The sequence below is a fragment of the Streptomyces plumbidurans genome (assembly GCF_019857225.1).
Lineage (GTDB): Bacteria > Actinomycetota > Actinomycetes > Streptomycetales > Streptomycetaceae > Streptomyces > Streptomyces plumbidurans.
Map to the genome: position 1 here is coordinate 23,664 of NZ_JAFJSY010000047.1, position 25,057 is coordinate 48,720.

Sequence of the window (25,057 nt, forward strand, 5' to 3'; positions counted from 1 at the left end):
GCGCCCCGTGTGAAACAGGCGCACGCGCCGGAGCCCCGCGCACGCTCCCGGCGCGCACCACCCCGTAGTGCACTGGGCAGTGGCCCTTCTCGGAGGCCCGGCGCAGGACGGCGGCTCTCCTGCGCCACACGGGCCGCCGGCCTTGTTCCTCCCGCCCTCGGTCGGCGGCCCCGGGGGGCGGGACTGCACCGGCTCGGTCGGCGGCCCTCAGATCTGCCAGGAGCGCAGCCGGTCGGCGGCGCCGTAGACATCGGTCTTGCCGGACATCAGATCGCGGGCCAGGTCGACGAGCGCGCCGTAGGGCGGATCGATGCCGACGTCGCTGACGAACATGTACGCCACGGCGGTCGCGCACGCGAAACGGGCGTTGGCCGACGGCAGCGGTCTGAGCAGGGCGAGGGTGTGCAGCAGGGCGGCGGCACGCCAGGCCGGGTCGGAGTCCACACCGAGACGGGGCGGATCGACGCGATGGCGGGCGACGGCGGCGACGAGCGCGGAGAAGTCGTTGACGGTCGGCTGGTCGGGCAGGACCTCTTCGTGGCGCTGGAGCAGCCACGGCACATCGATATGGATGACGGGGGCCATCGGTCAGGCGACCCGCCCTTCGCCGGCGTGGGCCGGTTCGTCGTCGGGGAAGGCGGCCGCGAACTCGTCGGCGTGGGCGGAGAAGAACCGGCGGAACGCCTCCGCGCCCTCCTGCAGCGCGCGGTGCCGGGCTATGTCCGCGGCGGCGGCCTCGCGCACGAGAGCCTTCATCGACGTACCGCGTTCCTTGGCGATCTGCCGCAGGTCCTCGAGCTCGCGGTCGCTGAACTCGACATTCAGAGCTGGCATGCCTTCACGGTACCGCCGGGGCACTTTCTCGTAAATAAGCCCTGGTCACAGCGGTCCACCGACGGTACCTCGCGACGACCACCCAAGGCCGAGGACCACGTCCGATTCCCGCCGGTTCCGGACAGGCCGGAACAGCAGACTGAAGGCATGAAGACGTACACGACGATCGACAGTCCCGTAGGTGAACTGCTCCTGGTCGGCGAGGGCACCGCACTGGTCTCGCTGTCCATGCCGGGGCAACGCAACGCACCGGCCGTCCGCTCCGACCGGCGGCGCGACGACACGGCTTTCGGCGAGGCGGCGCGGCAGCTCACCGCCTACTTCGAGGGCCGGCTCACCCGCTTCGACCTGGACATCGCCCCCGAGGGGACCCGGTTCCAGCAGCGGGTCTGGCAGGCGCTCGACGAGATCCCCTACGGCACCACCACGACCTACGGCGCACTCGCCGCGCGGCTGGAGGTGCCGCGGGAGGAGATCCGGGCCGTGGGTGCCGCGATCGGCGCCAATCCGCTGCTGATCGTCCGCCCCTGCCACCGCGTGATCGTCGCGGACGGCTCGATGCGCGGCTACGCGGGCGGAGTCGAGCGCAAGGTGCGGCTGCTCACCCACGAGGGTGCGCTGCAGCAGATGCTCGTATGACGGGAGACGACATGACCCTCACCGAGGCACAGGCCGCAAGGCGCGTCGCGGGCACCGAATGGGCCGCACTCGCCGAGGAGTTGGACCTCTGCGGCAGCGCGCCCACCGGACCGTTGCTGACAGCCGCGGAGTGCCGTGATCTGGCGGCGCTGTACGAGAAGCCGGAGCTGTTCCGTACCACGGTCGACATGACCCGGCACCGCTTCGGCTCCGGGCAGTACCGCTACTTCACCCACGACCTGCCCGCGCCGGTGTCCGCCCTGCGCGCGGCCCTGTACCCGCGGCTGCTGCCGATCGCGCGGGACTGGGCGGCCCGGCTCGGCCGCCCGGCGCCCTGGCCCGACTGCCTGGAGGAGTGGCTGGAGGCGTGCCATGCGGCCGGACAGGACCGGTCGGCGCAGATCCTGCTGAGCTACAGCGAGGGTGACTGGAACGCCCTGCACCGTGACGTGTTCGGCGACATGGTCTTCCCGCTCCAGGTGGTCGTCGGGCTCGACGAGTACGGCGTCGACCACACCGGCGGCGAGTTCCTGATGGTCGAGCAGCGGCCCAGGGCCCAGTCCCGGGGCACCGCGACCGCGCTGCGGCAGGGGCACGGTCTGGTCTTCACCACCCGGGACCGGCCGGTGCGCACCAAGCGGGGCTGGTCGGCCGGTGCGATGCGGCACGGGGTGAGCACCGTCCGCTCCGGCCACCGGCGCGCCCTGGGCCTCGTCTTCCACGACGCGTCGTAGCGCAGCAAAAGGGCTGAGCCTCCCAGACCTCCAGGCCCCTGGCCCCCCAGGCCCCTAGACCCCCTACACCCCCTGAGGCCCCGCCCACAGTCCCCTGCGCCGGTAACCCGGCTCCCAGAAAAGGCGGTTGAGCGCACGGACCGGCGGGGGCATGGAGCCCAGGAAGGCGGCGCGGTCGGCCGGCGGGGTGCCGTCGACGACCCACGGCACGAACAGCGCGGCACCGCGCAGGCCCTGCACCTCGCGCATACGGCCGGTGAAGCGGGCCCAGTCGGCGGTCGTCAGGACGTCCTGCATCAGCGGCAGGGCGCTGTCCTCCTCGTGCTTGAGGTGGTCGTCGAGGGTGGCCGCCAACGCCCGTACGAGATCGGGCAGTTCGGGCGCGCAGTCGGCGAGCGCGGTGTCGACCGAACGGAGCAGCGGGTCGATGCGGGAGTGCTCGGCCTCCATCTCGTCGAGCAGGGCGAGGTCGCGCGGGCGGCCCGCGACGCGCTCCCGCACCCGTGGCCACAGGTCGCTGTCCTCGGCGGTGTGGTGGATGTGCAGCTGGTGCTCGAAGTTCTCCCAGCCGGCGCGGACCGCGGGCGAAGCGGCCCGGCCCTCGGCGACGGCGGCCGCGAGGCGTTCCAGATCGCGCCGGAAGGCGTCGTGCGAGGCGTACATCGCGGTGAAGTCGATGGATTTCTGCTTGCTGTCCGTCATCGGATGGCTTCTTCCGGTCAGTGGATTCACTCCCGTTCAAGAGGGCGGGGCGCCGGGAGAGTGTGACGCGGGCGGATTTTGCTGAGAGCTAGGTCACACAACCCCTGCGTCATGTCACAGAACGGCCCCTCCCGCGCCTCGAAGTAGTGAGCGCGTCACTGGGGAGGCCACCTATGTCCGAGAGCGCCGTCGACGAGGCGACCGACGTCTTCATGAACCACCGCGAGCTGCTGTTCGGGCTCGTCTACAACATGCTGGGCAGCGTCGCCGACACCGAGGACGTGCTGCAGGAGACCTGGCTGTCGTGGTCGGGCCGGGGCACGGAGGGGGTCGCCAACCCGCGCGCGTATCTGGTCCGCATCTCCGTCAACCACGCCCTGCAGCGCCGGGCCTCGGTCAACCGCCGCCGCGAGACCTATGTCGGCCCGTGGCTGCCCGAGCCGCTGGTGGCCGACGACACGGGCGCCGACGACCCGGCCGTACGCACCGAGTCCGTGTCGCTGGCGATGCTGGTGGTCCTGGAGTCGCTCACCCCGCTGGAACGCGCCGTGTTCGTCCTCAACGAGGTCTTCGGGTACGCCCACACCGAGATCGCGGAGATCATCGAGCGCAGCCCTGCGGCCGTACGGCAGCTCGCGCACCGGGCGCGCGAGCATGTGCACGCCCGGCGACCGCGCTACCGGGCGCATCCGCGGGTGCGCCGGGAGGCGACCGAGCGGTTCGTGCGGGCGGCGCTCGGCGGGGACATCGCGGAGCTGATGGAGATCCTGGCGCCGGACGTCACGGTGTGGACGGACGGCGGCGGCAACCGCAAGCCGGCCGGTCTGCGTCCGGTGCACGGCCGGGACAAGGCGGTCCGCCTCCTCACCGCGTACGCGCAGCGGGACGGCGTGCGGCACAGCGACCTCGAACTGCGCTACCGCCGCGTCAACGGCGACGACGCCGCCGTCCTGTTCGACGGCGACTCCCCGTACGCCGTCATGGTCATGGACCTCACCCCCGAGGGCGACCGGGTCTCGGGGATCTATGTCGTCACCAACCCCGACAAGCTCACGCACGTGCACAAGGAGGAGGAGTGACCGCCATCGAGACCCCCGGCCGGGGCGAGCGGGTCGCCGACTGGCTCGACGGCCGCCTCGGCATCCATTCCCTCGGGCGGAAGTACCTGCGCAAGGTGTTTCCCGACCACTGGTCGTTCCTGCTCGGGGAGATATGCCTCTACAGCTTCGTGGTGCTGATCCTCACCGGCGTCTACCTCACGCTGTTCTTCCATCCGTCGATGAACGAGGTGACGTACCACGGCAGTTACGTCCCGCTCAACGGCATCCGGATGTCCGAGGCGTACGCCTCCACGCTCGACATCAGCTTCGACGTGCGCGGCGGGCTGCTGGTGCGGCAGCTGCACCACTGGGCGGCGCTGGTCTTCGTCGCCGCGATGGTCACGCACATGATGCGGCACTTCTTCACGGGGTCCTTCCGCAAACCCCGGGAGGTCAACTGGCTGTTCGGCTGGACGCTGCTGTTCCTGGGCCTCTTCGAGGGCCTGTTCGGCTACTCGCTGCCCGACGACCTGCTGTCGGGAACGGGCCTGCGCTTCGTCAACGGGGCGCTTCTGTCGGTGCCCGTCGTCGGCACGTACCTGTCGATGTTCCTGTTCGGCGGGGAGTTCCCGGGGCATGACATCGTGGCCCGCTTCTACTCGCTGCACATCCTGCTGATCCCCGGCGTGATGGCCGCGCTCGTCGTCACGCACATCCTGCTGGTCGTCTACCACAAGCACACCCAGTTCGCGGGCCCCGGACGGACCGAACGCAATGTGATCGGCGCTCCGTTCATGCCTGTCTACCTCGCCAAGGCGGGCGGCTTCTTCTTCCTGGTCTTCGGCGCCCTGTCGATCATCGCCGCGGTGGCCTCGATCAACCCGGTCTGGGTCTACGGTCCCTTCCGCCCCGACCAGGTCTCCACGGGCGCGCAGCCCGACTGGTACCTGGGCTTCGCGGAGGGGCTGGTGCGGGTCATGCCCGGCTGGGAGATCACCCTGTGGGGCCACACCCTGGTGCTGGGCGTGCTGATCCCCGTCGTGGTCTTCCCGCTGCTCCTGGTCTTCATCGGGATCTACCCGTTCCTGGAGGCGCGGGTGACCCGTGACCGGCGCGAGCACCACATTTTGGACCGGCCGCGCAACCGCCCGGTGCGCACGGCGATCGGCGCGGCCTGGATCAGCCTCTATCTGATCCTGCTGGCGGGCGGCGGCAACGACATCGTGGCGACCCGGCTGCATCTGTCCATCAACACGGTCACCTGGACGGTGCGCGTCGCGGTGTTCGTCCTGCCGGCGATCGTCTTCGTCGCCACCCGCCGCATCTGTCTGGGCCTCCAACTCAGGGACCGGGAGCTGGTGTTGCACGGCCGGGAGACCGGCGTGATCAAGCGGCTGCCGCACGGTGAGTACGTCGAGGTGCACCAGCCGCTCGATCAGGCCGAGCTGTTCACCCTGACCGCGCACCGGCAGGAGCAGGGTGAACTCGTGGAACGCGAGCCTCAGCCCTGAGGGGCCTCAGCACTGATGGGAGCGTCTGCAGTGATGGAGCGTCAGCCCTGGTCCGCCACGAAGGACGCCATCCGGACCAGGGCCGCGTTCCAGTTGATCGCGGTCTCGTTGGTCGAATAGGACTGGATGTCGTCGATGTAGCAGAACTGTCCGACGCAGCCCTGGAGTTTGCTCTGTGCGTAGGGGTCCTGGATGGACGAGTTCGGCCCGCCCGCGAGGCTGCCGTGCGGCGGGTTCGGCAGGTTCGGGTCGAGTTCGTGGGCGTACCAACGGCTGTGCTGGTTGTGGGAGTTGGCCTCGCCGTAGCCGGTGACGTAGGACATGTTCAGCGCGTTGCGGCCGAGGAGGTAGTCGATGCCCTGGACCGCGCCGTCACGGTATTTGGCGGCACCGGTGATGTCGTACGCCGTCGCCAGCACGACCCCGTTGTTGAGGACCTGGTGGCTGGAGCCCCAGTCGTAGAGGTTGCCGGGGGGCGCGTAGGGCATGCCGTAGGCCTGTGACTTCAGTGTGGCCAGATAGCGGTCGGCGCCCTCGACGACGGAGCGGCGCACCTTGTCCCGGCCGGGCAGTCCGCTCGGCACGGTCGCGAGGTCAAGGCGTCCGGCCGCGGCCGTCCTGCCCCAGTCGAAGCCGAGCGGGCCGAAGATGTCGGCGGTGTTCACCGGGGAGTTCAGGACGTAGTCGGCGAACTGCTTGTCCCCCGTGGTGAGATACAGCTCCGCCGCCGCCCAGTAGAACTCGTCCGTGGCGTCGGTGTCGTCGTAGGTGCCGCCTCCGATGCCGTCGGCGGCGGAGGCGTACATCGCGGGGTGAGCGAGCGCCGCGGACCAGGCCTTGCGGGCGGCGGTCAGGGCTTTGGCCGCGAAGGCGCGGTCGTAGGGCCGGTAGAGGCGGGCCGCCTGGGCCGCGGTCGCCGCCAGGTTGAGGGTCGCCTGTGTGGACGGCGGGTGCAGTTCACGCTTCTGCGGGTCCTCGCTCGGCAGCAGCGGCAGACCCGTCCACTGCTCGTCGTGGACCTTGTGATGGGCCATGCCTGCCAGCGGCTGCCCGTCGGGCACCTGCATCTTCAGCAGGAACTCCAGCTCCCAGCGGGCCTCGTCGAGGATGTCGGGCACCTTGTTGCCGCTCTCCGGGATGGCGAGGGTGCCGTCGCGCAGCTTCCCCGACTCGCCCGTGCGGGCGAGCAGTTCGCGCTCGTAGGTGCTCAGCAGCTCCCAGGTGGCGATGCCGCCGTTGACGACGTACTTGCCGTGGTCGCCCGCGTCGTACCAGCCGCCGGTGACATCGAGGGTGTAGTCGCACACGCCGGGCTGGCAGGGCACGTTGTCGTCGCCCTGGTTCGGGGCCACGTTCACGTGCCCGGCGGCGCGTCCGTACCCCGGCCGCAGGTCGTCCCGGATCGCGATGCCGCTGCGCTGGGTGTAGTAGTACTTCAGCGAGTCCAGCCGCAGTTGCTCGTAGGCGCCGGTGCCGATGTCGAAGGGCCTGCTCGTCTCGCCGTCGGCGACGAGCGTGTAGCCCTTGCCCGCCCTGCGGTAGCGGCCGAAATCGATCGAGTGGACGTTCTGTCCGGAGGACACGTCGGTGCCGCGCGGCACGGTCCAGCCGTGGGCGACGGTCGCGCCGCCGGAGTTCTTCAGCCGCCAGGGCAGCTTCGTGGTGGCGTCGGTGACCAGAGTGGCGTTCTTCGGCCCCGAGGGCAGATAGGCGACCTGGTTGACGCGCACCCGCGGTCCGGTGTCCGGCTCGTACACCTCGGGCGGCACCCCGCCCAGCAGTGACGCGTCGTCCATGCACATCCGCCAGGCGTCCGCGCTGCCGCCGGCCTGGAGGGCGACCTGGCCCTGGGTGGTGTCGACGGGCGAGGTGAAGGTGTACGAGTAGGTGTCGCCGGAGACGCTGAGCTGCGGGCTGACCTCGAAGTAGGTGTCGTACGGCGCCACTTGGAGGCCCACGACGGCCCGCACCACATGCCCCTCGGGCGAACCGGACGCCTTGAAGCTGAACTTGTACGACTCCCCCTTCACCAGGGTGACGTCGTTCTGGCCGACGGTGGCGTCCCAGCGGTTGGCGGTGCCGCCCGGTATGTCCGCGCAGAGCTGTCCGTCGGTGAGACCTGCGGTGACGTTGGCGGTGGTCCACCAGGGATCGGTGGTCGTGTCGAAGGTGCCGTTCTTGAGCTGCTCGGCCTCGTCGGCGGCGGCCGGTCCGGCCGGCAGCGCGCTCAGCGCCGCTCCCAGCAGGGCGGCGACGGCCAGCAGCACGGTTCTGCGTCGTTTCACGTCTGGGCTCCTCGGGCGGAGGTACGGGTGACGCTCGCCAATGCGATGGGAGCGCTCCCAGATGCGGACGCAGCTCATGCTTGTTCGCGCCATGACACCCGTCAACGGTCCGGACGGGACCGGTTTTCCCGTCCGGACCGTCGACTCCGGCTCAGCCGCCGGGCGCCTCCAGCTTGCTGATCCGTACCGCACCGGCCGCTTCGCCCGGATGCGCGCTGGTCAGCGTGAGGCGGAGGCGGGAGCCGCGCGCCGCGTCGAAGGTGAGAACCGTCGGCGCGTCCGAGACGGTCGCCCAGTCGACCGCCGCTCCGCTGACCGGCACATACCGCCGCCCGTCCCACACGGCCGCCTCGATCGACGCGGGCAGACTGTGCGTCGCGTCCACGGTGAAGGAGACCTCCACCCGGTCGAAGGCGCGGGCCCGCCCGTAGTCCACCGAGACCCAGTCCTCCTTGCGGGCACCGTTGAACGCGGGCAGCAGCGCCGTCGCCGATTTGGCGAAGGCGTTGGACCAGCCGGTGGCCGCGTCGCCGTCGAGCATCGCGGCGGGCAGCGTGTCCGGACGGCCGGAGTAACTGGCGTCCGCGTGAGGGTAGTTGGGCGCGGCGGGGTGCTCGGCCTGGAACACGGCCGCCGGGGTCGTCGCGGCCGAGCGGGTGTGCGTGGTGCGGACGGACACCGTGCCGGTCCGTAGGTTGTCCGCGCGTGCGGTCACCGTCAGGGTGCCGGGTCTGGTCCCGGAGCGCACGATCGCCAGCGCCTTGCCGTGGAAGGCGGTGCGCGTGGTGGCCTGATAGCGCTCGGCGCTCTCCTCCCGGCCGTTGTCGAGCCCGGCGAGCGAACCGCCCCGCACGTCGAAGGTGATCAGATGCTCGGCGTCGGGCACCACCACGCCCCGGGCGTCGACGACGTCCGCGGTCACGAAGACCAGTGAACGCCCGTCCGCGGCAAGGGACCTGCGGTCGGGGGTGAGCCGTACGGCATGCGCCTCGCCCGCCGTGCGCAGCACGTCCGTGGCGACGGCCCTGCCGCCGCGCCGGGCCACCGCCTTCAACTCGCCCGGCTCGAAGGGCACTTTCCAGATCAGATGGAGCTTGCCCGCGCTGCCGTTCGGGCTGGTGTAACTGCCGGGGTAGGGGCCGGTGGTGAAGGTCTTGTCGTCACCGGTCGCCTCGGTGGTCTCCAGATACGTACGGCCGTCGGTGGTCCTTTTCGTGTCGAACCGGCGGGTGCCCAGGGACTTTCCGTTGAGGAACAGCTCGACGGTGTCGACATTGGCGTAGGCCCACACCTCGACCGTCTCGCCCCGCTCGTGGTTCCAGCTCATCGGCAGCAGGTGGACCATCGGTTCGCTGATCCACTGGCTGCGGAAGAGGTGGTACATGTCCTTGGGGAAGCCGGCCGTGTCGACCGCGCCGAAGAAGGACGCCTTCACCGGGAAGACGTTGTACGGCGTCGGCTCGCCGATGTAGTCGATGCCCGACCAGAGGAACTGGCCCGCGAACCACTTACGGTCCCGGTCCTTCTTGTGCCCGTACTCCCCACTCATCGTCCAGGAGGCGAGGTTGTTGTCGAACGAGGAGGTCGCGCGCCGTCCCGGGGTGTAGTTCTCCCCGGTGTTGAGGTGCTCGGGCTCCTGGTAGGTCGAGCGGGTCGAGGTCTCGGAGGAGGACTCGGACTCGAACAGGAAGAGATGCGGGTAGGCCGCGTGCAGGGCGTCCACCGACTTGGCGGTGTTGTAGTTGAGCCCGAGTCCGTCGAGCTTGGCGAGCATCAGGTCGGCGGCGGAGCCCTTGGCGGGCACCGACCGGTACTTGTCGGAGCCGATGACCAGCGGCCGGGTGTCGTCGGCGGCCCTGATCGCGCCGATGATGCGGTCGGCCATGGCGAGGCCCGCGGTGGAGGTGGAGTCGGGGATCTCGTTGCCGATGGACCACAGCACCACGGCGGGCGAGTTGCGGGCGGCGAGCACCATCTCGGTGGCGTCCTTCTCGCACCACTCGTCGAAGAAGCGGCCGTAGTCGTACTTCGTCTTGCCGGTCCGCCAGCAGTCGAAGGCTTCCACCATCATCACGATGCCCAGCTCCTCGCAGACCTGGATCATCTGCGGCGAGGGCGGGTTGTGGGAGGTGCGGAAGGCGTTGACGCCCATCGACTTCATGATGGTCATCTGGCGGCGCACGGCGTCGATGCTGATCGCCGCGCCGAGGGCGCCCTGGTCGTGGTGCAGGTCGACGCCCTTGATCTTGGTGTGGGCGCCGTTGAGGTGGAAGCCCTCGTCGGGGTCGAAGCGGTAGGTGCGGATGCCGAAGGTGGTGACGTAGGTGTCGACGGTTCTGCCACCGGCCCGCAGTTCGGTCTCCATGGTGTAGCGGTGCGGGGTGTCGATGTCCCACAACTTCGGCTTGGTGACGGTGAGTTCATGGGTCTCGGCCGCCGTGTCGGTGACATCGACCGTGGTGGCCGCGTGGGCGACCGTCCGGCCGCCGGGATCCTTGATCGTCGAGCGGATCTCGACCCGGCTCGCGGCGTCCGACTCGTTGGCCACCGAGGTCCGTACGTGTACGACGGCCCGCTCCGCAGTGATGTCCGGCGTGGTGACATAAGTGCCCCAGCGCCCGACGTGCACCGGCTCGGTGACGACGAGACGGGCCTCGCGGTAGATGCCGCTGCCCGAGTACCAGCGGCTGCTGGGCAGTTGGTTCTGCACCTTCACCGCGATCACGTTCTCGGTGCGGCCGTCGGTGTGCAGCAGGTCGGTGAGGTCGAGGGCGAAACCGGTGTATCCGTAGGGGTGCCGGCCCGCCTCGGTGCCGTTGCAGTAGACGTAGGAGTCCATGTAGACGCCGTCGAACTCCACCGAGATCCGCTTGTTGGAGAAGGACGACGGCAGGGTGAAGGCGAGGCGGTACCAGCCGAGGCCGCCGGGCAGGAAGCCGGTGCCGCTGGTCGTGCCGTGCTCGGTGGTGGGGGTCTGCTCGATGCTCCAGTCGTGCGGCACCGCGACCTCGCGCCAGGCCGAGTCGTCGTAGCCGGGGTCGGCCGCCCGCGCGTAGGCGCCGCTCGGGTCGGTGATCCCGTCCGGGTTGACCAGCGCGAAGCGCCAGCCGTCCCGCAGGGCGACGGTGCGGCGGCCGGATCCCGCCGCGACGGCCTCGGCGGCCCGTGCCACCGGGGTGGTGAACAGCGCCCCCGCAGCCGGTGCGGCGGTGGACGCGACGAGGACCGATCTTCGAGTCACTGTCATGGAGCTTCCCCTCATCAGGGCCCAGAAGTACTCACAATTGATCGTGAACAAACAGATTCTTTCTGCGGGGTAGGCAGGGCCGTCAAGGGTTCGAGCAAGGGTTGGCATCCGGTGAACCCTCGGACGCACTAGGCTGGAACCCAAGTGACGCGCCTGTTCACTGTGAGTGTGCGCAATGGAGTGGCGAGGATGAGTCCGGTCTATCCGTTCGACGATGCCGCGACGGCGCGTGCGGTGATCGACGCGAGTGGCACGCTCGCCGGCTGGAACACCGGCGCCCGGCGCCTGCTCGGCTGGACGGCGGCCGATGTCGTGGGCCGGCCCGCCGCCGATCTGCTGATCGGTGAGGCCACGGGCGCCGTCTTCGACCCCGCGGGATCCCGCTGGCACGGCCTCGTCACCCTGCGCCACCAGAACGGCTCGGAGGTCTCCGTCTGGGTCCTCGCCCATCGCACCGAGGCCGAGGACGGCAGCACCGTCAGGTGGCTCGTGGTCAGCCCGCTGGACGGTGACGGACCCCGGCCGGCCGACGATCCACTGGATCAGGCGGGACTCCTGCAGTCGCCCTGCGCGGTCGCGATCTGTGACGACCGGCTGCGGCTGAGACGGCTCAACGACGTCATGGCCGAGCTGCTGGGGCTGCCGGAGGAGCATGTGCGCGGGCTTCGGCTGTCAGAGGTGAGCGGCAGACCCAGCAGCACCGACATCGAGCGCCATCTGCGCCGTGTACTCACCACCGGCCAGGGCCACGACGTGCAGACGTACGTCCCGATCGGCATCGACGGCCGGGTGAACACCTGGCTGGCCCGGATGTCCCCGATCACCGACGCCTCGGGCAAGGTCCGCGGCGTCTGCGTCGCCGCGCACGACTTCACCGAGCAGTACCGCGCCCGCGAGCGGCTGCAGCTCGTCAATGAGGCGAGCGTCCGCATCGGCACCACCCTCGACGTGATCCGGACCGCCGAGGAACTGGCCGAGGTGTGCGTACCGGCGCTCGCCGACTTCGTCAGCGTCGACCTGCTGGACCCGCACGACCCCGGCGTCGAGTCCTTCGCCGGACCGCCCACCGCCCCGATCGCCCTGCGCCGTACCGCGCATCTGTCCGTCAACCCCGGCACGCCCGAGGCCGTGGTGGAGATCGGGCACATGGACCGCTACCCCGCCGCCTCGCCGCAGGCCGACCCCCTGCTGGCCGGTCACTCCATCGTGGCCACGCTGGACGCCGACGACCTGGTGCAGTGGCTCACCTGGGATCCCGAACGCCTGGACCGGATCAAGGAGTTCGGCATCCACTCCGCGATGTCGGTGCCGATCCGGGCCCGCGGCCTCACCCTCGGGGTCGCCGTGCTGTACCGGTTCCAGAGCCCGGACACGTTCACGCCCGACGACGTACTGCTGGCCGAGGAGGTCACGGCACGCGCCGCCGTCTGCATCGACAACGCCCGCCGCTACTCCCGCGAGCGCGAGACCGCCATCGCCCTGCAGCGCAGTCTGCTGCCCCGCTCACTGCCCTCCACGGCCGCCGTGGACGCCGCCTCCCGCTATCTGCCGGCGGCACGGGCCGGGGTCGGCGGCGACTGGTTCGACGTGATCCCGCTGTCCGGGATGCGGGTCGCCCTGGTCGTCGGGGACGTCGTCGGCCACGGCATCCAGGCCTCGGCCACCATGGGCCGGCTGCGCACCGCCGTACGCACCCTCGCCGACATCGACCTCGCCCCCGACGAACTCCTCACCCACCTCGACGACCTGGTCGTACGACTGTCCGCGGAAGCCGGCCACGAGGGCAGCCCCGGCGAGGTCGGCGCCACCTGCCTCTACGCCGTCTACGACCCGGTGTCCCGGCGCTGCACCCTGGCCCGGGCCGGGCATCCGCCGCCGGTGGTGGTCCCGCCGGGCGGCGCGCCGCAGCAGGTCGACCTGCCGGCCGGGCCGCCGCTGGGACTGGGCGGGCTGCCCTTCGAGTCCACCGAGTTCGAACTGCGCGAGGGCAGTGTGCTGGCGTTCTACACCGACGGGCTGATCGAGTCCCGCGAGCGGGATGTGGACGCCAGCCAGGAACTGCTGTGCGAGGCGCTCGCGACGTACGCGGACTCGCTGGACGAGACCTGCGACCGGGTCCTGCACGCGCTGCTGCCGACCGGCGGCGCCCCCGACGACGTGGCCCTGCTCCTCGCGCGCACCCGGGGGCTGCCCGCCTCCCAGGTCGCCACCTGGCACATCCCCTCCGACCCGGCGCTGGTCGCCCCCATCCGCAAGCAGGTCGTCGAGCAGCTGGACGGATGGGGGCTGCAGGATGCCGCCTTCACCGCCGAGCTGGTGGTCAGCGAACTCGTCACCAACGCGATCCGGTACGGCGCGCACCCCATCCGGCTGCGTCTGATCCATGACGCGGCGACGCTGATCTGCGAGGTGTCCGACACCAGCCACACGGCCCCGCACCTGCGCCGCGCCAAGACCTGGGACGAGGGCGGCCGCGGTCTGCTCCTGGTCGCCCAGCTCACCCAGCGCTGGGGCAGCCGGCACACGGCGGAGGGCAAGACGATCTGGGCGGAGATCGCACTGCTCGACGAGGGCTGACGCCGCTCGATCCCTGGGGGACGCTGTCCCTCAGGATGCTTCCGTCAGCCAGGGCCTGACCTGTTTGCGCGCCTCGTGCAGCCGTGACTTGAACGTGCCGAGCGGAATGCCGGCCCGCTCGGCCGCCTCGGCGTAGTCCAGCTGGCAGATGTCGCGGTACACCAGCGGCTCCACCAGCTGGGGGTGCTCGCGCTCCAGCCGGTCCAGCGCCTCCAGCAGGTCGAGGCGGGAGCCCGCGATGACGCTCGTCGTCCGCGGGTCGACGTGCCGCTCGGCGTCGATCGCCACCGGCTGTTCGGCCGAGCGCCGCTTGAGCTCGCGGTACTTCTGGCGGCAGCAGTTGGCCACGACCGTGTAGAGCCAGGTGCTGAAGCGGCTGCGGCCCTGGAAGGTGGAGATCTTGCGGGCGACCTGGAGCAGGGCGTCCTGCGCCGCCTCCTCGGCGTCCTCGCGGCACGGCAGGAAGCGGCCGCAGCGCCTGAGCACCTCCGGCCCGAGCGCCTGGAGCAGCTCCTCCAGCGCCTTGGCGTCGCCCGCGGCGGCGTCGCGCGCCAGGTCCTCGGTCGGCGCTACCAGGGGTTCTGCTCTGGATGGTTCCACGGCCAGGCATGATAGTCGTATGCAGTCTGTCGAGCGGATCGGGCGCTACCGCCTGGAACGGCGCCTCGGCTCGGGCGCGTTCGGCACGGTCTGGCTCGCGCGCGACGACGGGCTCGAGGCACCGGTGGCGGTCAAGGTGCTCGCCGACAACTGGTCCCACCGGATGGACGTCCGCGAGCGGTTCCTGTCGGAGGCGCGGATGCTGCGCCGGGCCGGTTCGGACCGGGTGGTGCAGGTCTACGACATCGGTGAACTCCCGGACGGCAGACCGTACTTCGTGATGGAGTACGCCGACGGCGGCACCCTCGCCGAGCTGCCGGCCGGTGCGGTGCTGCCGGTGTCCGAGGCGCTGCGTCTGACGGCGCTGGCGGCCCGCGGCGCGGCCGCGCTGCATGCGGCGGGGATCGTGCACCGGGACATCAAGCCGAGCAACATCCTGCTCTGCGCGTCGGCCGGCGGCGCCCGCCGTCCCGACGCCGCCGACGGCGTGTCGCGGGTGCTGCTCGCCGATCTGGGGCTCGCCAAGAGCCTGGCACAGGCCTCCGGGCTCACCCAGGCCGCGGGCTCGGCGGGCTACCGGCCGCCCGAGCAGGCGGAGGCGGGCGCGGGCATCGACGCGCGGGCCGACGTGTACAGCCTGGGCGCGGTGGGCTATCACCTGGTCACCGGCACGGTTCCGGGCGAACCCGGCAGGGTGGTGCGGCCCGACCGGCTGCGCCCCGATCTGCCGGCGGCGGTGCGGCGGGCCCTGATGCGGGCACTGGCCCCGGACCGCAGGCGGCGCTGGCCGGACGCCGAGTCATTCGCTCAGGAGCTGGAGCGGCTCGTCGCCTCCGGTCTGCGGCCGCGCAGGCGCCGTACGGCCCTCGCGCTGACAGGTGCCGTCGCCGTGGTCGCCGCCGTCGGTGTGACGGTTCCGCTGATGCACGGCACGTCGTCGGCCGCGGATGTGCGGGTCACGGACACGACCGGCCGCGTCGTCGCCGACGTGCCCGGCGGCTGGGCCGGGCAGCTGCGCGACTCCGGCTGGGATCCGCGGTCGCTCGGGCTGCCCCCGGGGCATGAGCCGGGGCTCGCCGTCGCGGACCGTCTGACCAAGTGGCAGGACCTGGGGGCCGACGTGAACGGCGTGTTCGTGGGCCTGAGCGAGCACGGCGACCTGACGGCCGCGGTGAACGCCCTCACCCACCCCGCCTGCCACTACGACGGGAGCAACGGCTACACCAACCCCCACTGGCGCGGCAGGCTGCGCAGCTGGTCCGGCTGCCCGGGCGGCGGGGCGGTCACGGAGGCCGCGCTCGCCCCGGCGCACGGCAGCGCGCAGACTCGGGTGTACGTGCAGATCCGCCAGAACGGCCGGGCCTCGGCGACCGACCGGGTGCTCGACTCGCTGCGTGTCTCGAAGTGATGGGCAGCCGGGGCCGGCGGCGAACTTTTCCGTCCCGGCGCGCATCGCAGATGTATGACGGGGCACAGAGCGCCGTACGCACACGGGGGAACGTGTGCGTCACATCTCCGGGAGTGCTGAGAAACATGGCGAAGAAGTCCCCTTCCGTCCGACGGGCGGCCCTGGCCGCGAGCGCGGTCGCGGTGCTGGGCCTGGTGACGGCCTGCGGGAGTGACGACGGCTCCACGGCGAGTTCGCCGCAGACGCTGTCGGGCACGGCCGCGCCCGCCACCGGTGACCACGGCACGGACACGGCGAGCGCCTCCGCGTCAGCCTCGGCCGGGGGTACGGCGGCCGGCGACAGCACGGCGACCGCGACCACGGACGCCCCCACCTCCACCGGCACGGCCAAGGGGGGCGCCACACCGGGCGGCGGCAGCGGTGGCGGCCGGTGCCACACCTCGGAGCTGCGGGCGACCGTCGGGCGGAACAACCCCGGTGCCGGGCAGGAGAACTTCCCGGTCGTCCTGACCAACACCTCCTCGCGCACCTGCACGGTGCGGGGCTATCCGGGCGCCGCGTTCGTCGACGGTTCGGGCAAGCAGCTCGGCCCGGACCCGAAGCGGACCCCGGGCACGCCCGCGACGGTCACGCTCAAGCCCGGCCGGAGCGCCTGGGCCGGTCTGACCTTCTCCAACCCCGAGGTCAGCGGCGCCCGCACGGCAACCGCGGCGTCGCTGCTGGTGACCCCGCCCGACGAGCGGGCCAGTCTCACGGTGACCTGGAAGGGCGGTCAGGTCCCGGTGTCGGGCAACGCGTCCTCGGTGCGCCTGACAGTGTTCAGCGCCGGTACCGGCGCCTGAGCGGGAGGGACGGGCGGACGGACTTGCCGCCGCGACCTGTTTTCATTGGAGGTCCCGCGTCGCGTCGCTCTGCATCGCCCTGAAGGACCTGCCCTGAACACCCCGCTCGCCGAAGCCCTGTCGGTCGTCCTGCTCGTCGCCGTGCTCGCCTGGGCCGTGGTGCGCCCCAAGGGGCTGCCCGAGGCGGCGCTGGCGGTCCCGGCCGCCGCCGTGGTGATCGCGACGGGGGCGATCTCCCTGGACCACGCGCGGGCCGAGGCCGCCAGTCTCGGCCCCGTGGTCGGTTTCCTGGCCGCGGTGCTGGTGCTGGCCCACTTCTGCGACGTGGAGGGGCTCTTCACGGCGTGCGGGGCCTGGATGGCCCGGCGCGCGGCGGGCTCCGCGGGGCGGCTGCTCGTGGCGGTGTTCGTGCTGGCCTCGGTGATCACGGCCGTACTCAGCCTGGACGCCACCGTGGTGCTGCTGACGCCGGTGGTGCTCGCCACCGCCGCCCGTGCCGGTGTGCGGGCCAGGCCGCACCTGTACGCCTGCGCCCATCTGTCGAACACGGCCTCGCTGCTGCTGCCCGTGTCGAATCTGACCAACCTGCTGGCGTTCGGGGCGAGCGGGCTGAGCTTCACCCGGTTCGCGGCGCTGATGGCGCTGCCGTGGCTGGTCGCGATCGGCGCCGAGTACCTGGTCCTTCGGCGCTTCTTCCGCGACGACCTGACCCTGCCCGCCCGCTCCCCCGAACCCGGCGAGACGCCGCGGCTGCCCGTGTTCGCGCTGATCACCGTGGGCTGCACGCTCGCCGGGTTCGTGGTGGCCTCGACGGTCGGGATCGAGCCGGCCTGGGTGGCGGCGGCGGGCGCGCTGGTGCTGGCCGCCCGTGCGCTCCTACGGCGCAAGGCCACCCCTGTGTCGGTGGTGCGCGCCGCCTCCCCCGCGTTCCTGGCGTTCGTCCTCGCGCTCGGCATTGTGGTGCGGGCGGTGGTCGACAACGGGCTCGCCGACGCGCTCGGCCATGTGCTGCCCGGCGGCTCGGGCCTCCTCGCGCTGCTGGCGATCGCCGCGCTGGCCGCCGTACTGGCGAACCTGATCAACAATCTGCCCGCGGTGCTGGTCCTGCTGCCGCTCGCCGCCCCGGCCGGGCCCGGTGCGGTGCTGGCGGTGCTGCTCGGGGTGAACATCGGCCCGAACCTGACCTACGCGGGATCGCTGGCGACGCTGCTGTGGCGGCGCATCGTGCACCACCACGGCCATGACGTGGAGCTCGGGGAGTTCAGCCGGCTCGGCCTGCTGGCCACCCCGGCCGCGCTGGTCCCGACCGTGGCGGCACTGTGGCTGTCGCTGCGGGTGATCGGCTGAGCCGTCCGGTCAGCGGCGGCCGCCACCGCCGTGTCCGCCGCCCCAGCCGCCGTACCCGGAGCCGTCCCAGCCGCAGGAGTACGGGTTGTAGTAGCAGTACGGGTTCGTCGGGTTCTGGCTCGACCCGCTCGGCGCCGGCTGTGCGGTCGTCGGGGTCGCGGACGGTGTCGGTGAGGCACTGGCCGGCTTCGACGCCTTCGGGGTGGGCCTGGCCGAGGCCGTGGGGCTGCTGTCGGCGTCCCAGTTCACGGCCTGCATCTGGAGGTCGGCCTTCGAGGTGTCGAACACCCAGCGCTGGTCGCTGCCGCCGTCGCGGTTCTTGACGACCAGGGCGCCCGATCCGTCGGTGGCGGCCGGGGTCAGCGCCAGGTCCTGGTTCCAGCGCGGCACCAGGGTGCCCTGCATCGTGAAGTCGTAGCGGATGTTCTTGGCGTCCGGCTTCGCGTTGCCCGTGCACGCGGCGAGCTGCACCGAGAAGCCGAGGTGGGAGTCCAGACACAGGCCGGGGTCCGTGACGCTGCGCAGCCGGCCGTCGGTCTCGTACGACCACTGCTGTACGGCGGCCGAGGAGCAGTCGGCGAGTTCGGTCTCGGCCCCCTTGGTGACCTTCTTGCCGACGACGGAGACGCAGAGTCCGGAGCCGAGGTTGTGCAGCCTGCCGCGCAGGGTGCCGTGGGCGCCGGTGCTGGTGCCGACCCAGGACGGATCGGAGGTCGGCGTGCTCGCGCCGTTGCCGGGTGCCCCGGAGGGGTGGGCGCCGTCGGCCGCGGTGGATCCGTCGCCGGAGCCGAGGACGGACCACAGGACCAGCGGGAGGACGATCAGCCCGCTCACCGTGACGACGGCGGCGGCCAGATTGCGGCGGCGGGCGGCGGCCCGCCGGGCGGCCTTGTGGGCCGAGCGGCGCGAGGCGGCACGGCCGCCGGTACGGGGGGCCGTCCGGGAGGCGGGGTCCACGGGCGCGAAGGGCTCGCCAGGTATCGGCGGGACCGGCACTTCAGCGGGCAGCGGGCCGGGGTCCTCGAACCAGGCGACTCGGGAGTCCAGATAGGCACCGGCGCCCCAGCCGAGGACCGCCTCGGCCAGCGCGAGCCCCAGCCCGTGGTTGAACTGGGCGAGCTGGTCGGCGGTGTGCAGGCAGTGCCGGCAGCGGTTGATGTGGGCGGCGAGATCGGGGTCGACGTCCGCCCCGCCGCGCCGGTAGGTCACGTCGAGCATCCGCAGGAAGCGCCGGCACTCCTGCTCGGGGGCGAGTTCGCGGTGGACCTGGAGGCACTCCTCGCGCAGCCGGTCGCGGGCCCGCTCCAGTTCGACGCGCGCGTGCTCCACCTCCAGGCCGAGCAGGCCCGCGGGCACGTCCAGCGGTTCGGCCTCGACCTCGACGTGCCACAGCAGGCAGCGGGCGGACTGGGGCAGCCGCTGGAAGGCTCCCGAGAGCAGACGCCGGTCGGCGGAGGGGAGCAGCCGGGCCGCGGCGCGTTCGCCGCCGGGCGCGCACAGCTCAGGGTGCAGATGTTCGCGTCTGTGGTCATTGCCCCATTCGGCCGCGATTCGGCGCACGGTCACGAGCAGTTGGGGGCGCCATGCGGAGGTCGGACCGTTCTGCCGGAGGGTTTCGCCGAAAAGGCGAGTGAATGCGGCAGTTGTGAGCATTCCAGCGGATGCGGCACTGTCGGTGCACAGCCGGGCATAAGTGAAACCCGCCTCCCAGTGCCGGTCGAGAAGTTCACCGACGGGCTGGAGCGCGGGCGTCGACCCGGTCCACTTCTTGAGTTCTGCGCTCAGTTGTTCGTCCGTCACGTCGAACCGGCGGTCGTACTTGGGGGAATTCGACAGGCCGGCGTCTTTCACGGCTGCATTCCTCTCGGGGGCATGCACATAAAGTCCATACCATCCGGTATGGGTACGGGATTCAGCAGCTCCAGCACAGTGAAAATGCGCATGGTCCGTCTACTGACAGGGCACACTTTTGCACAGGCGAGGGAGGCCCAACAAGGGATCTCGCGGTTTCCCGCATTACCTGCCCGTCGAGCGCAATTGACAAATTGTCAATATTGACGAATCGTCAATCCACCATTGGACCGTTCGCGCGGTAGGCGCCCGGCGGCACGCCGTAGCGCTCGCGGAAGACCCGGTTGAAATGGAACGGGCTGGCGAACCCGGACGCCGCCGCCACCCGGTCCACGGACAGGTCCGTACTCTCCAGCAACCGGGCGGCATGACCGAGCCGCGCCTCGCGCAGCGCCCGCATCGGGGACCGGCCGTGCTGCCGGGTGAAGAGATGGGCGAACCGCGAGGGCGACAGTGCGACGCTGTCGGCGAGCGAGCGCACGGTGTGCGGGGCGCCCGGGTCGGCGGCGATCAGCTCCTCGGCCCGGAGCACACGCGCGTCGGTGCCCGGCGGCGGCATCGCGGGGCGCGCGGCGGCGGCCGTGAGCAGGACGATCTCCTCCAGTGAGGACAGGGCGAGTTCACGTGCCGCGGTGCCGTGCGCCACGGCGACCCGGTCCCCGGGCGCGGTGGCGGGCGGCGAGCCGCTGCCCGTCCAGCGGGCGTCGGCGAGCATCCGCCCGAAGGCCGCCTCGATCCGCTCGTGCAGGGCGGCCGGCGTCGGGGTGACCGCGAAGAGCCCGTCACCGCTGTCGTACGGGCGCAGCCACGGTGCCCAGTTGGGGCGTGCCTGGCAGTGCACCCACCAGAACCGCCAGCCGCCCGCGCCCGGTTGGACGGCATACTCGTGCTCGACGCCCGGGGCGAGCACCACCAGATCGCCCCGGGCGGCCAGCGCCTCGGCGGTCCCCTGGCGCAGCCGACCGCGCCCGCCCGTGGTCCAGGTGAACAGCCAGCTGGCGGCGCCGCGCGGCCGGGTGACGCCGTACCCCTCGGGCTGGTCGTAGCGGCCCACGACGACCAGGCCCGGCGGCGGCGCAGCAGTCTCGGGCAATCGGTCAGCGCTCACGGGCATCCCTTCGACGCGGCCTGCGGCCTAGCGTGACGAGCGTAGGACGACCGACCGAGGAGCGGACAGATGACAGCCATGGACATGAGCGCCACCGGCGCGCCCCTGCTGACCCGGGACGGGCTCAGGCAGTTCGAGGAGGACGGGTTCACCATCGTGCGCGGGCTGTTCGGGCGCGACGAGATCGACCGGCTGTGCACGCACTTCACGGAGGTGCACGCGGCCGGTCCGGTGCCCGGGCACTTCCAGCCGCGCGCCTCGAAGGACCCGCTGGCGGCGTACCCGAGGGTGATGCACCCGCACGAGATCAGCGAACCGTCCAGGCGCGTCCTGCTCGACGCCCGGCTGCGCTCGGTGCTGGAGATCCTGCTCGGCGAGGAGGTCCTGGCCGCGCAGAGCATGTTCTACTTCAAGCCGCCCGGCGCCCGGGGGCAGGCGCTGCACCAGGACAACTTCTATCTGCGCGTGGAGCCGGGCACCTGTGTGGCGGCATGGGTGGCCTGCGATGTCATCGACCGGGACAACGGCGGTCTGGAAGTCGTCCCCGGTACGCATCTGATGGACCTGTTCTGCCCCGAACTGGCCGACTCCGAGGTGTCGTTCGCGCGCGAGTACGTTCCCCCGCCGCCGGGGCTCACCACCGTGCCGGTCGACATGGAACCGGGTGACGTGCTGTTCTTCAACGGCAGCCTGGTGCACGGCTCGCAGCCCAACGGCACGGCCGACCGCTTCCGCCGGTCGTTCATCGGCCACTACGTCGGCCGGTCCGCACGGCGCATCGGCACCCACTACCGCACGCTCACGATGGACGGCGAGCGGGTGCCGCTGCCCGAGAGCGAGGGGGCGGGCCCGTGCGGCACGGAGTTCGCACCGCAGGGGCCGCATTAGCTTTCCCCAGCCGAAGAGATAGGCCCTCCCCGGCCGAGGACCGGTCAGCTGTGCCCGACGATCGCGTGGGGCGTGTACGGCTGCTCCAGTTCCTCGAGTTCCTTGTCGCTCAGCTCCAGTTCGACCGCGGCCACCGCGTCCTCGATGTGGTGCGGCTTGGCCGCGCCCACGATCGGAGCCGCCACCGTCTCCTGGTGCAGCAGCCAGGCGAGGGCGACCTGGGCGCGCGGCACGCCGCGCTCGCCCGCGATGCGGGTGACCGCCTCGACGATCGTGCGGTCGCTGTCCGGGTAGAGACGGCTGCCGAAGTTGTCGTTGGCGCTGCGCTCGGTGACCGTGCCCCAGTCCCGGGTGAGCCGGCCGCGCGCGAGCGGGCTCCACGGGAGGGCGCCGACGCCCTGGTCGGCGCAGAGGGGCAGCATCTCCCGCTCCTCCTCGCGGTAGAGGAGGTTGTAGTGGTTCTGCATGGACACGAACCTGGTCCAGCCGTTGCGCTCGGCGGTGTACTGCATCTTGGAGAACTGCCAGGCGAACATCGAACTGGCCCCGATGTAGCGGGCCTTGCCCGCCTTCACCACGTCGTGCAGGGCCTCCATGGTCTCCTCGACCGGTGTGTGCGGGTCGAAGCGGTGGATCTGGTAGAGGTCGACGTAGTCGGTGCCGAGCCGGCTCAGGCTGTGGTCGATCTCGGACAGGATGGCCTTGCGGGACAGGCCCGCGCCATTGGGTCCGGGCCGCATCCGCCCGTTCACCTTCGTCGCGAGGACGATCTCGTCACGGCTCGCGAAGTCGCCGAGCGCCTTGCCGACGATCTCCTCGCTGGTGCCGTCGGAGTACACGTTCGCCGTGTCGAAGAAGTTGATCCCGGCCTCCAGCGCCTGCCGGATCAGCGGACGCGAGGCATCCTCGTCGAGCGTCCACTCGTGCGTGCCCCGGTCGGGCAGTCCGTAGGTCATACAGCCCAGACAGACCCGTGACACGTCGAGGCCCGTCGCACCGAGCTTCACGTACTGCATCGTTGCTGCTCCTGCCTTCGGGAGGGGGTACCAGTGGCGAGCGTACGTCGTTCAGGGCCTGCCCTGATCCCGCACGCCTCTCCTTTACCGGTCCCCTCTTGACGGCGGGCCTCACCGGGCGCTTTCATCCTGGGGACGTGCCCCTGCGTGCAGCGGGGCACTCAGAGGTACGCCCAGCCGGTAGCGGACGAGCTCCAAGTCCGGCCAAAGTCGCCAGGACCGACCGGACACCCGGTCCGAGGCGGGGTCGTACCCGCGATTGATGGAGCGGACATGCCCGTCAAGGGTGTCTACCGCGTCGGAGGTCTCGGGACGGCCGTCGGCGCCTGCGTTCTGCTTGTCGCAGGACTGGCGGCGTGCGGTTCCTCCTCCAGGACCGCGACCTCGTCACCGGCCTCGACCGACGGACTGCGGCTGCCGCCCCGGCACGCCGGCTTCGACTACCAGATCGGGGGCGCCTACCCCCCGCCGCCGGGCGTCCGCGTCGTCAGCCGTGACCGCAAGGCGTCACCGGCGCCCGGCCTCTACAACGTCTGCTACGTCAACGCCTTCCAGGCCCAGCCGGACGAGCGCGCCTCGTGGCCCGCCGACCTGCTGCTGCGGGACGAACGGGGCAAGGTGGTCGTCGACGAGGACTGGGGCGAGGCCCTGCTCGACATCCGCACACCGGCCAGGCGCAAGCGGGTGGCGGCGCGGATCAACGGGTGGATCGACGGCTGCGCGGACAAGGGCTACGACGCCGTCGAGCCCGACAACTACGACAGCTACACCCGTTCCCGGCACCTGCTGACCGCCGACGACGCCAAGGCCTTCATCACGCTGCTGTCCCGCCACGCGCACGCCCGGAAGCTGGCGATCGCCCAGAAGAACACGGTGGAACTGGCCGGCTCCAGGAAGCGGCTCGGGCTCGACTTCGCGGTGGCCGAGGAGTGCGCGGAGTACGACGAGTGCGGACAGTACGCGAAGGCCTTCGACGACCGGGTGATCGTGATCGAGTACACCGACAGCGGGCTGCGCAAGGCCCTCGCGGGCTTCGGCGACCGGCTGAGCATCGTCCGCCGGGACGTGCAGGTCTCGACGCCCGGCAGCTCCGACTATGTGCGCAAGGTGCGGTGAGGCAACGATGACCGACGGTATGTCACGTCGTCGGCTGCTGCTGGGCGCGGCCTCGGTCGCCGCCGTGAGCGGCTGTGCCGGCGGAAGTTCGGACGGGGTGGGCGCCGACGGCAAGGTGACCGTGGAGCTGTGGCACGGGCAGGCGGACACGGCCCGAAAGGCGCTGGAGAAGCTGGTCGCCGACTTCAACCGCACGCATCCCTCGATCCACGTCGACGCGGGCGGCGGCGGGGTGCTCTCGGACGCGATGCTGCAGAAGGTGACCGCCGCGCTCGCGGCCGGTTCCTACCCGGACGTCGCCTACATCTTCGGCTCGGACCTGGCGAGCGTCGCGCGTTCCCCGCGCGTGGTCGACCTCACCGACGTGATGCGCGACGGGCCGACGCCGTGGAGTTCGTACTGGAAGCCGGTGCGCGACGCGGTGACCGTCAACGGGCAGGTGCGGGCCGCGCCCGCGGTGCTGGACTCGCTGGCGGTGGTCTACAACCGCAAGCTGTTCCGGCGCGCCGGTGTGCCCCTCCCGAAGGCGGGCTGGACCTGGGACGACTTCACCGCTGCGGCACGGCGGCTGACCGACCCCGGCCGGGGTGTCTTCGGCACGGGCTGGCCGGGCGTCGGCGACGAGGACACCGTCTGGCGGCTGTGGCCGATGATCTGGGACCTCGGCGGTGACGTCGTCGCCGCGGACGGCAGGCACATCGGCTTCGCGAAACAGGGCGCACGGGCCCTGGAGACGGTCGCGCAACTCGCCCGGGACAAGAGCGTGTACGTCGACATGAAGTCCGGCAGCGAGCAGATGTACCAGGTGTTCCTCAGCAACCGTATGGCGATGGTGCCGACCGGGCCCTGGGAGCTGCCGGACATCATGACCGCCAAGATCGACTACGACGTGGTGCCGCTGCCGTCCTACAGCGGGCGGCCGGTGACCATCTCGGGGCCCGACACCTGGACGGTGTTCGACAACGGCAGCGCCCGCTCGCGGGCCGCCCAGGAGTTCGTGCGCTGGATGATGCAGCCCGCGCAGGACGTGCGCTGGGACGCCTCGGCGGGGAGCCTGCCGCTGAGCACGGCGACGGCCGACCGGCCGGAATGGCGGCGGCACAGCGCAGAAACCACCGGACTGCACGTCTTCACCGACGCCCTGCGCACCGCCCGCGTCCGCCCGATCCACGCCGCCTACCCGCAGATCTCGCAGGCGCTCGGCGAGGCGGCCGTCTCCGTCCTGCTCGGCCGCGCGTCCCCCAAGGACGCCATCGACCGATGCGCCGACAAGGCCGACGCGGCCCTGCTGATCCCCAGGTGACCTCCTCGG

At 71.4% G+C, this 25,057-nt stretch carries 20 protein-coding genes; 11 read left to right on the top strand and 9 right to left on the bottom strand.

Going from position 1 to position 25,057, the window contains the following annotated elements; all coding sequences use genetic code 11:
- Positions 1-207 precede the first annotated feature (207 nt).
- Positions 208-585, bottom strand: a complete 378-nt coding sequence (locus tag JYK17_RS26610) for a toxin Doc (protein ID WP_108015620.1) — start codon at positions 583-585, stop codon at positions 208-210.
- A gap of 3 nt (positions 586-588) precedes the next feature.
- Complete coding sequence (locus JYK17_RS26615) at positions 589-834, bottom strand: hypothetical protein (protein WP_016430733.1); 246 nt, start codon at positions 832-834, stop codon at positions 589-591.
- A gap of 147 nt (positions 835-981) precedes the next feature.
- Between JYK17_RS26615 and JYK17_RS26620 the strand changes: the two genes are divergently transcribed.
- Entirely contained in the window at positions 982-1,473 is a 492-nt protein-coding gene (locus JYK17_RS26620) for a methylated-DNA--[protein]-cysteine S-methyltransferase (RefSeq protein WP_222811340.1), read from the top strand.
- 11 nt (positions 1,474-1,484) lie between these two features.
- Complete coding sequence (locus JYK17_RS26625) at positions 1,485-2,207, top strand: 2OG-Fe(II) oxygenase (RefSeq protein WP_222811341.1); 723 nt, start codon at positions 1,485-1,487, stop codon at positions 2,205-2,207.
- 63 nt (positions 2,208-2,270) lie between these two features.
- On the opposite strand, the gene JYK17_RS26630 is transcribed toward JYK17_RS26625, so the two are convergent.
- Positions 2,271-2,909, bottom strand: a complete 639-nt coding sequence (locus JYK17_RS26630; RefSeq protein ID WP_222811342.1) for a hemerythrin domain-containing protein — start codon at positions 2,907-2,909, stop codon at positions 2,271-2,273.
- A gap of 173 nt (positions 2,910-3,082) precedes the next feature.
- Between JYK17_RS26630 and sigJ the strand changes: the two genes are divergently transcribed.
- Positions 3,083-3,988 carry an RNA polymerase sigma factor SigJ gene (gene sigJ, locus JYK17_RS26635; protein WP_108015623.1) on the top strand — a complete coding sequence of 302 codons (906 nt, stop codon included), beginning with the start codon at positions 3,083-3,085 and terminating at the stop codon, positions 3,986-3,988.
- Positions 3,985-5,460, top strand: a complete 1,476-nt coding sequence (gene qcrB, locus JYK17_RS26640) for a cytochrome bc1 complex cytochrome b subunit (protein ID WP_222811343.1) — start codon at positions 3,985-3,987, stop codon at positions 5,458-5,460. The genes sigJ and qcrB overlap by 4 nt, the downstream gene beginning before the upstream one ends.
- Before the next feature lie 41 nt (positions 5,461-5,501).
- On the opposite strand, the gene JYK17_RS26645 is transcribed toward qcrB, so the two are convergent.
- Together JYK17_RS26645 and JYK17_RS26650 are read right to left on the bottom strand one after the other, a co-directional pair.
- Positions 5,502-7,745 (bottom strand): glycoside hydrolase family 9 protein, encoded by a 2,244-nt coding sequence (locus JYK17_RS26645; protein ID WP_222811344.1) that lies wholly within the window; start codon positions 7,743-7,745, stop codon positions 5,502-5,504.
- 151 nt (positions 7,746-7,896) lie between these two features.
- Positions 7,897-10,992 (bottom strand): glycoside hydrolase family 2 TIM barrel-domain containing protein, encoded by a 3,096-nt coding sequence (locus JYK17_RS26650; protein WP_222811345.1) that lies wholly within the window; start codon positions 10,990-10,992, stop codon positions 7,897-7,899.
- 189 nt (positions 10,993-11,181) lie between these two features.
- Here JYK17_RS26650 and JYK17_RS26655 point away from each other — a divergent pair, with 189 nt between their 5' ends.
- A complete protein-coding gene (locus tag JYK17_RS26655) occupies positions 11,182-13,569 on the top strand; it encodes a SpoIIE family protein phosphatase (RefSeq protein WP_128801086.1) in 2,388 nt (795 codons plus the stop codon).
- 30 nt (positions 13,570-13,599) lie between these two features.
- Here the strand turns inward: JYK17_RS26655 and JYK17_RS26660 are convergent, their stop codons facing one another.
- On the bottom strand, positions 13,600-14,169 hold the full coding sequence (locus JYK17_RS26660; protein WP_181362653.1) for an RNA polymerase sigma factor: 570 nt from the start codon (positions 14,167-14,169) through the stop codon (positions 13,600-13,602).
- Positions 14,170-14,188: 19 nt separating this feature from the next.
- Between JYK17_RS26660 and JYK17_RS26665 the strand changes: the two genes are divergently transcribed.
- From JYK17_RS26665 to JYK17_RS26675, 3 genes are all read left to right on the top strand, one after another.
- Positions 14,189-15,577, top strand: coding sequence for a serine/threonine-protein kinase (locus JYK17_RS26665; RefSeq protein ID WP_222811346.1), 1,389 nt, complete (start codon positions 14,189-14,191; stop codon positions 15,575-15,577).
- A gap of 125 nt (positions 15,578-15,702) precedes the next feature.
- Positions 15,703-16,419: a DUF4232 domain-containing protein gene (locus tag JYK17_RS26670; RefSeq protein WP_222811347.1), complete on the top strand. Its 717-nt coding sequence runs from the start codon at positions 15,703-15,705 to the stop codon at positions 16,417-16,419.
- Positions 16,420-16,512: 93 nt separating this feature from the next.
- Positions 16,513-17,766: an SLC13 family permease gene (locus JYK17_RS26675; protein ID WP_181362654.1), complete on the top strand. Its 1,254-nt coding sequence runs from the start codon at positions 16,513-16,515 to the stop codon at positions 17,764-17,766.
- 9 nt (positions 17,767-17,775) lie between these two features.
- On the opposite strand, the gene JYK17_RS26680 is transcribed toward JYK17_RS26675, so the two are convergent.
- Positions 17,776-19,617, bottom strand: coding sequence for a ricin-type beta-trefoil lectin domain protein (locus tag JYK17_RS26680; RefSeq protein ID WP_128801087.1), 1,842 nt, complete (start codon positions 19,615-19,617; stop codon positions 17,776-17,778).
- Positions 19,618-19,831: 214 nt separating this feature from the next.
- The gene (locus JYK17_RS26685; protein ID WP_222811348.1) at positions 19,832-20,731 is read right to left on the bottom strand and encodes a helix-turn-helix domain-containing protein; all 900 of its coding nucleotides are present in this window, start codon (positions 20,729-20,731) and stop codon (positions 19,832-19,834) included.
- 72 nt (positions 20,732-20,803) lie between these two features.
- On the opposite strand from JYK17_RS26685, the gene JYK17_RS26690 reads away from it, so the two are divergent.
- Complete coding sequence (locus JYK17_RS26690; RefSeq protein ID WP_234548526.1) at positions 20,804-21,613, top strand: phytanoyl-CoA dioxygenase family protein; 810 nt, start codon at positions 20,804-20,806, stop codon at positions 21,611-21,613.
- Between the two features lie 44 nt (positions 21,614-21,657).
- On the opposite strand, the gene JYK17_RS26695 is transcribed toward JYK17_RS26690, so the two are convergent.
- Complete coding sequence (locus JYK17_RS26695) at positions 21,658-22,629, bottom strand: aldo/keto reductase (protein WP_108015632.1); 972 nt, start codon at positions 22,627-22,629, stop codon at positions 21,658-21,660.
- Positions 22,630-22,902: 273 nt separating this feature from the next.
- Between JYK17_RS26695 and JYK17_RS26700 the strand changes: the two genes are divergently transcribed.
- Both JYK17_RS26700 and JYK17_RS26705 read left to right on the top strand, forming a co-directional pair.
- Positions 22,903-23,745 carry an endo alpha-1,4 polygalactosaminidase gene (locus JYK17_RS26700; RefSeq protein ID WP_108015633.1) on the top strand — a complete coding sequence of 281 codons (843 nt, stop codon included), beginning with the start codon at positions 22,903-22,905 and terminating at the stop codon, positions 23,743-23,745.
- Positions 23,746-23,752: 7 nt separating this feature from the next.
- Positions 23,753-25,048 (top strand): ABC transporter substrate-binding protein, encoded by a 1,296-nt coding sequence (locus JYK17_RS26705; protein ID WP_108015634.1) that lies wholly within the window; start codon positions 23,753-23,755, stop codon positions 25,046-25,048.
- Positions 25,049-25,057: the final 9 nt, after the last annotated feature.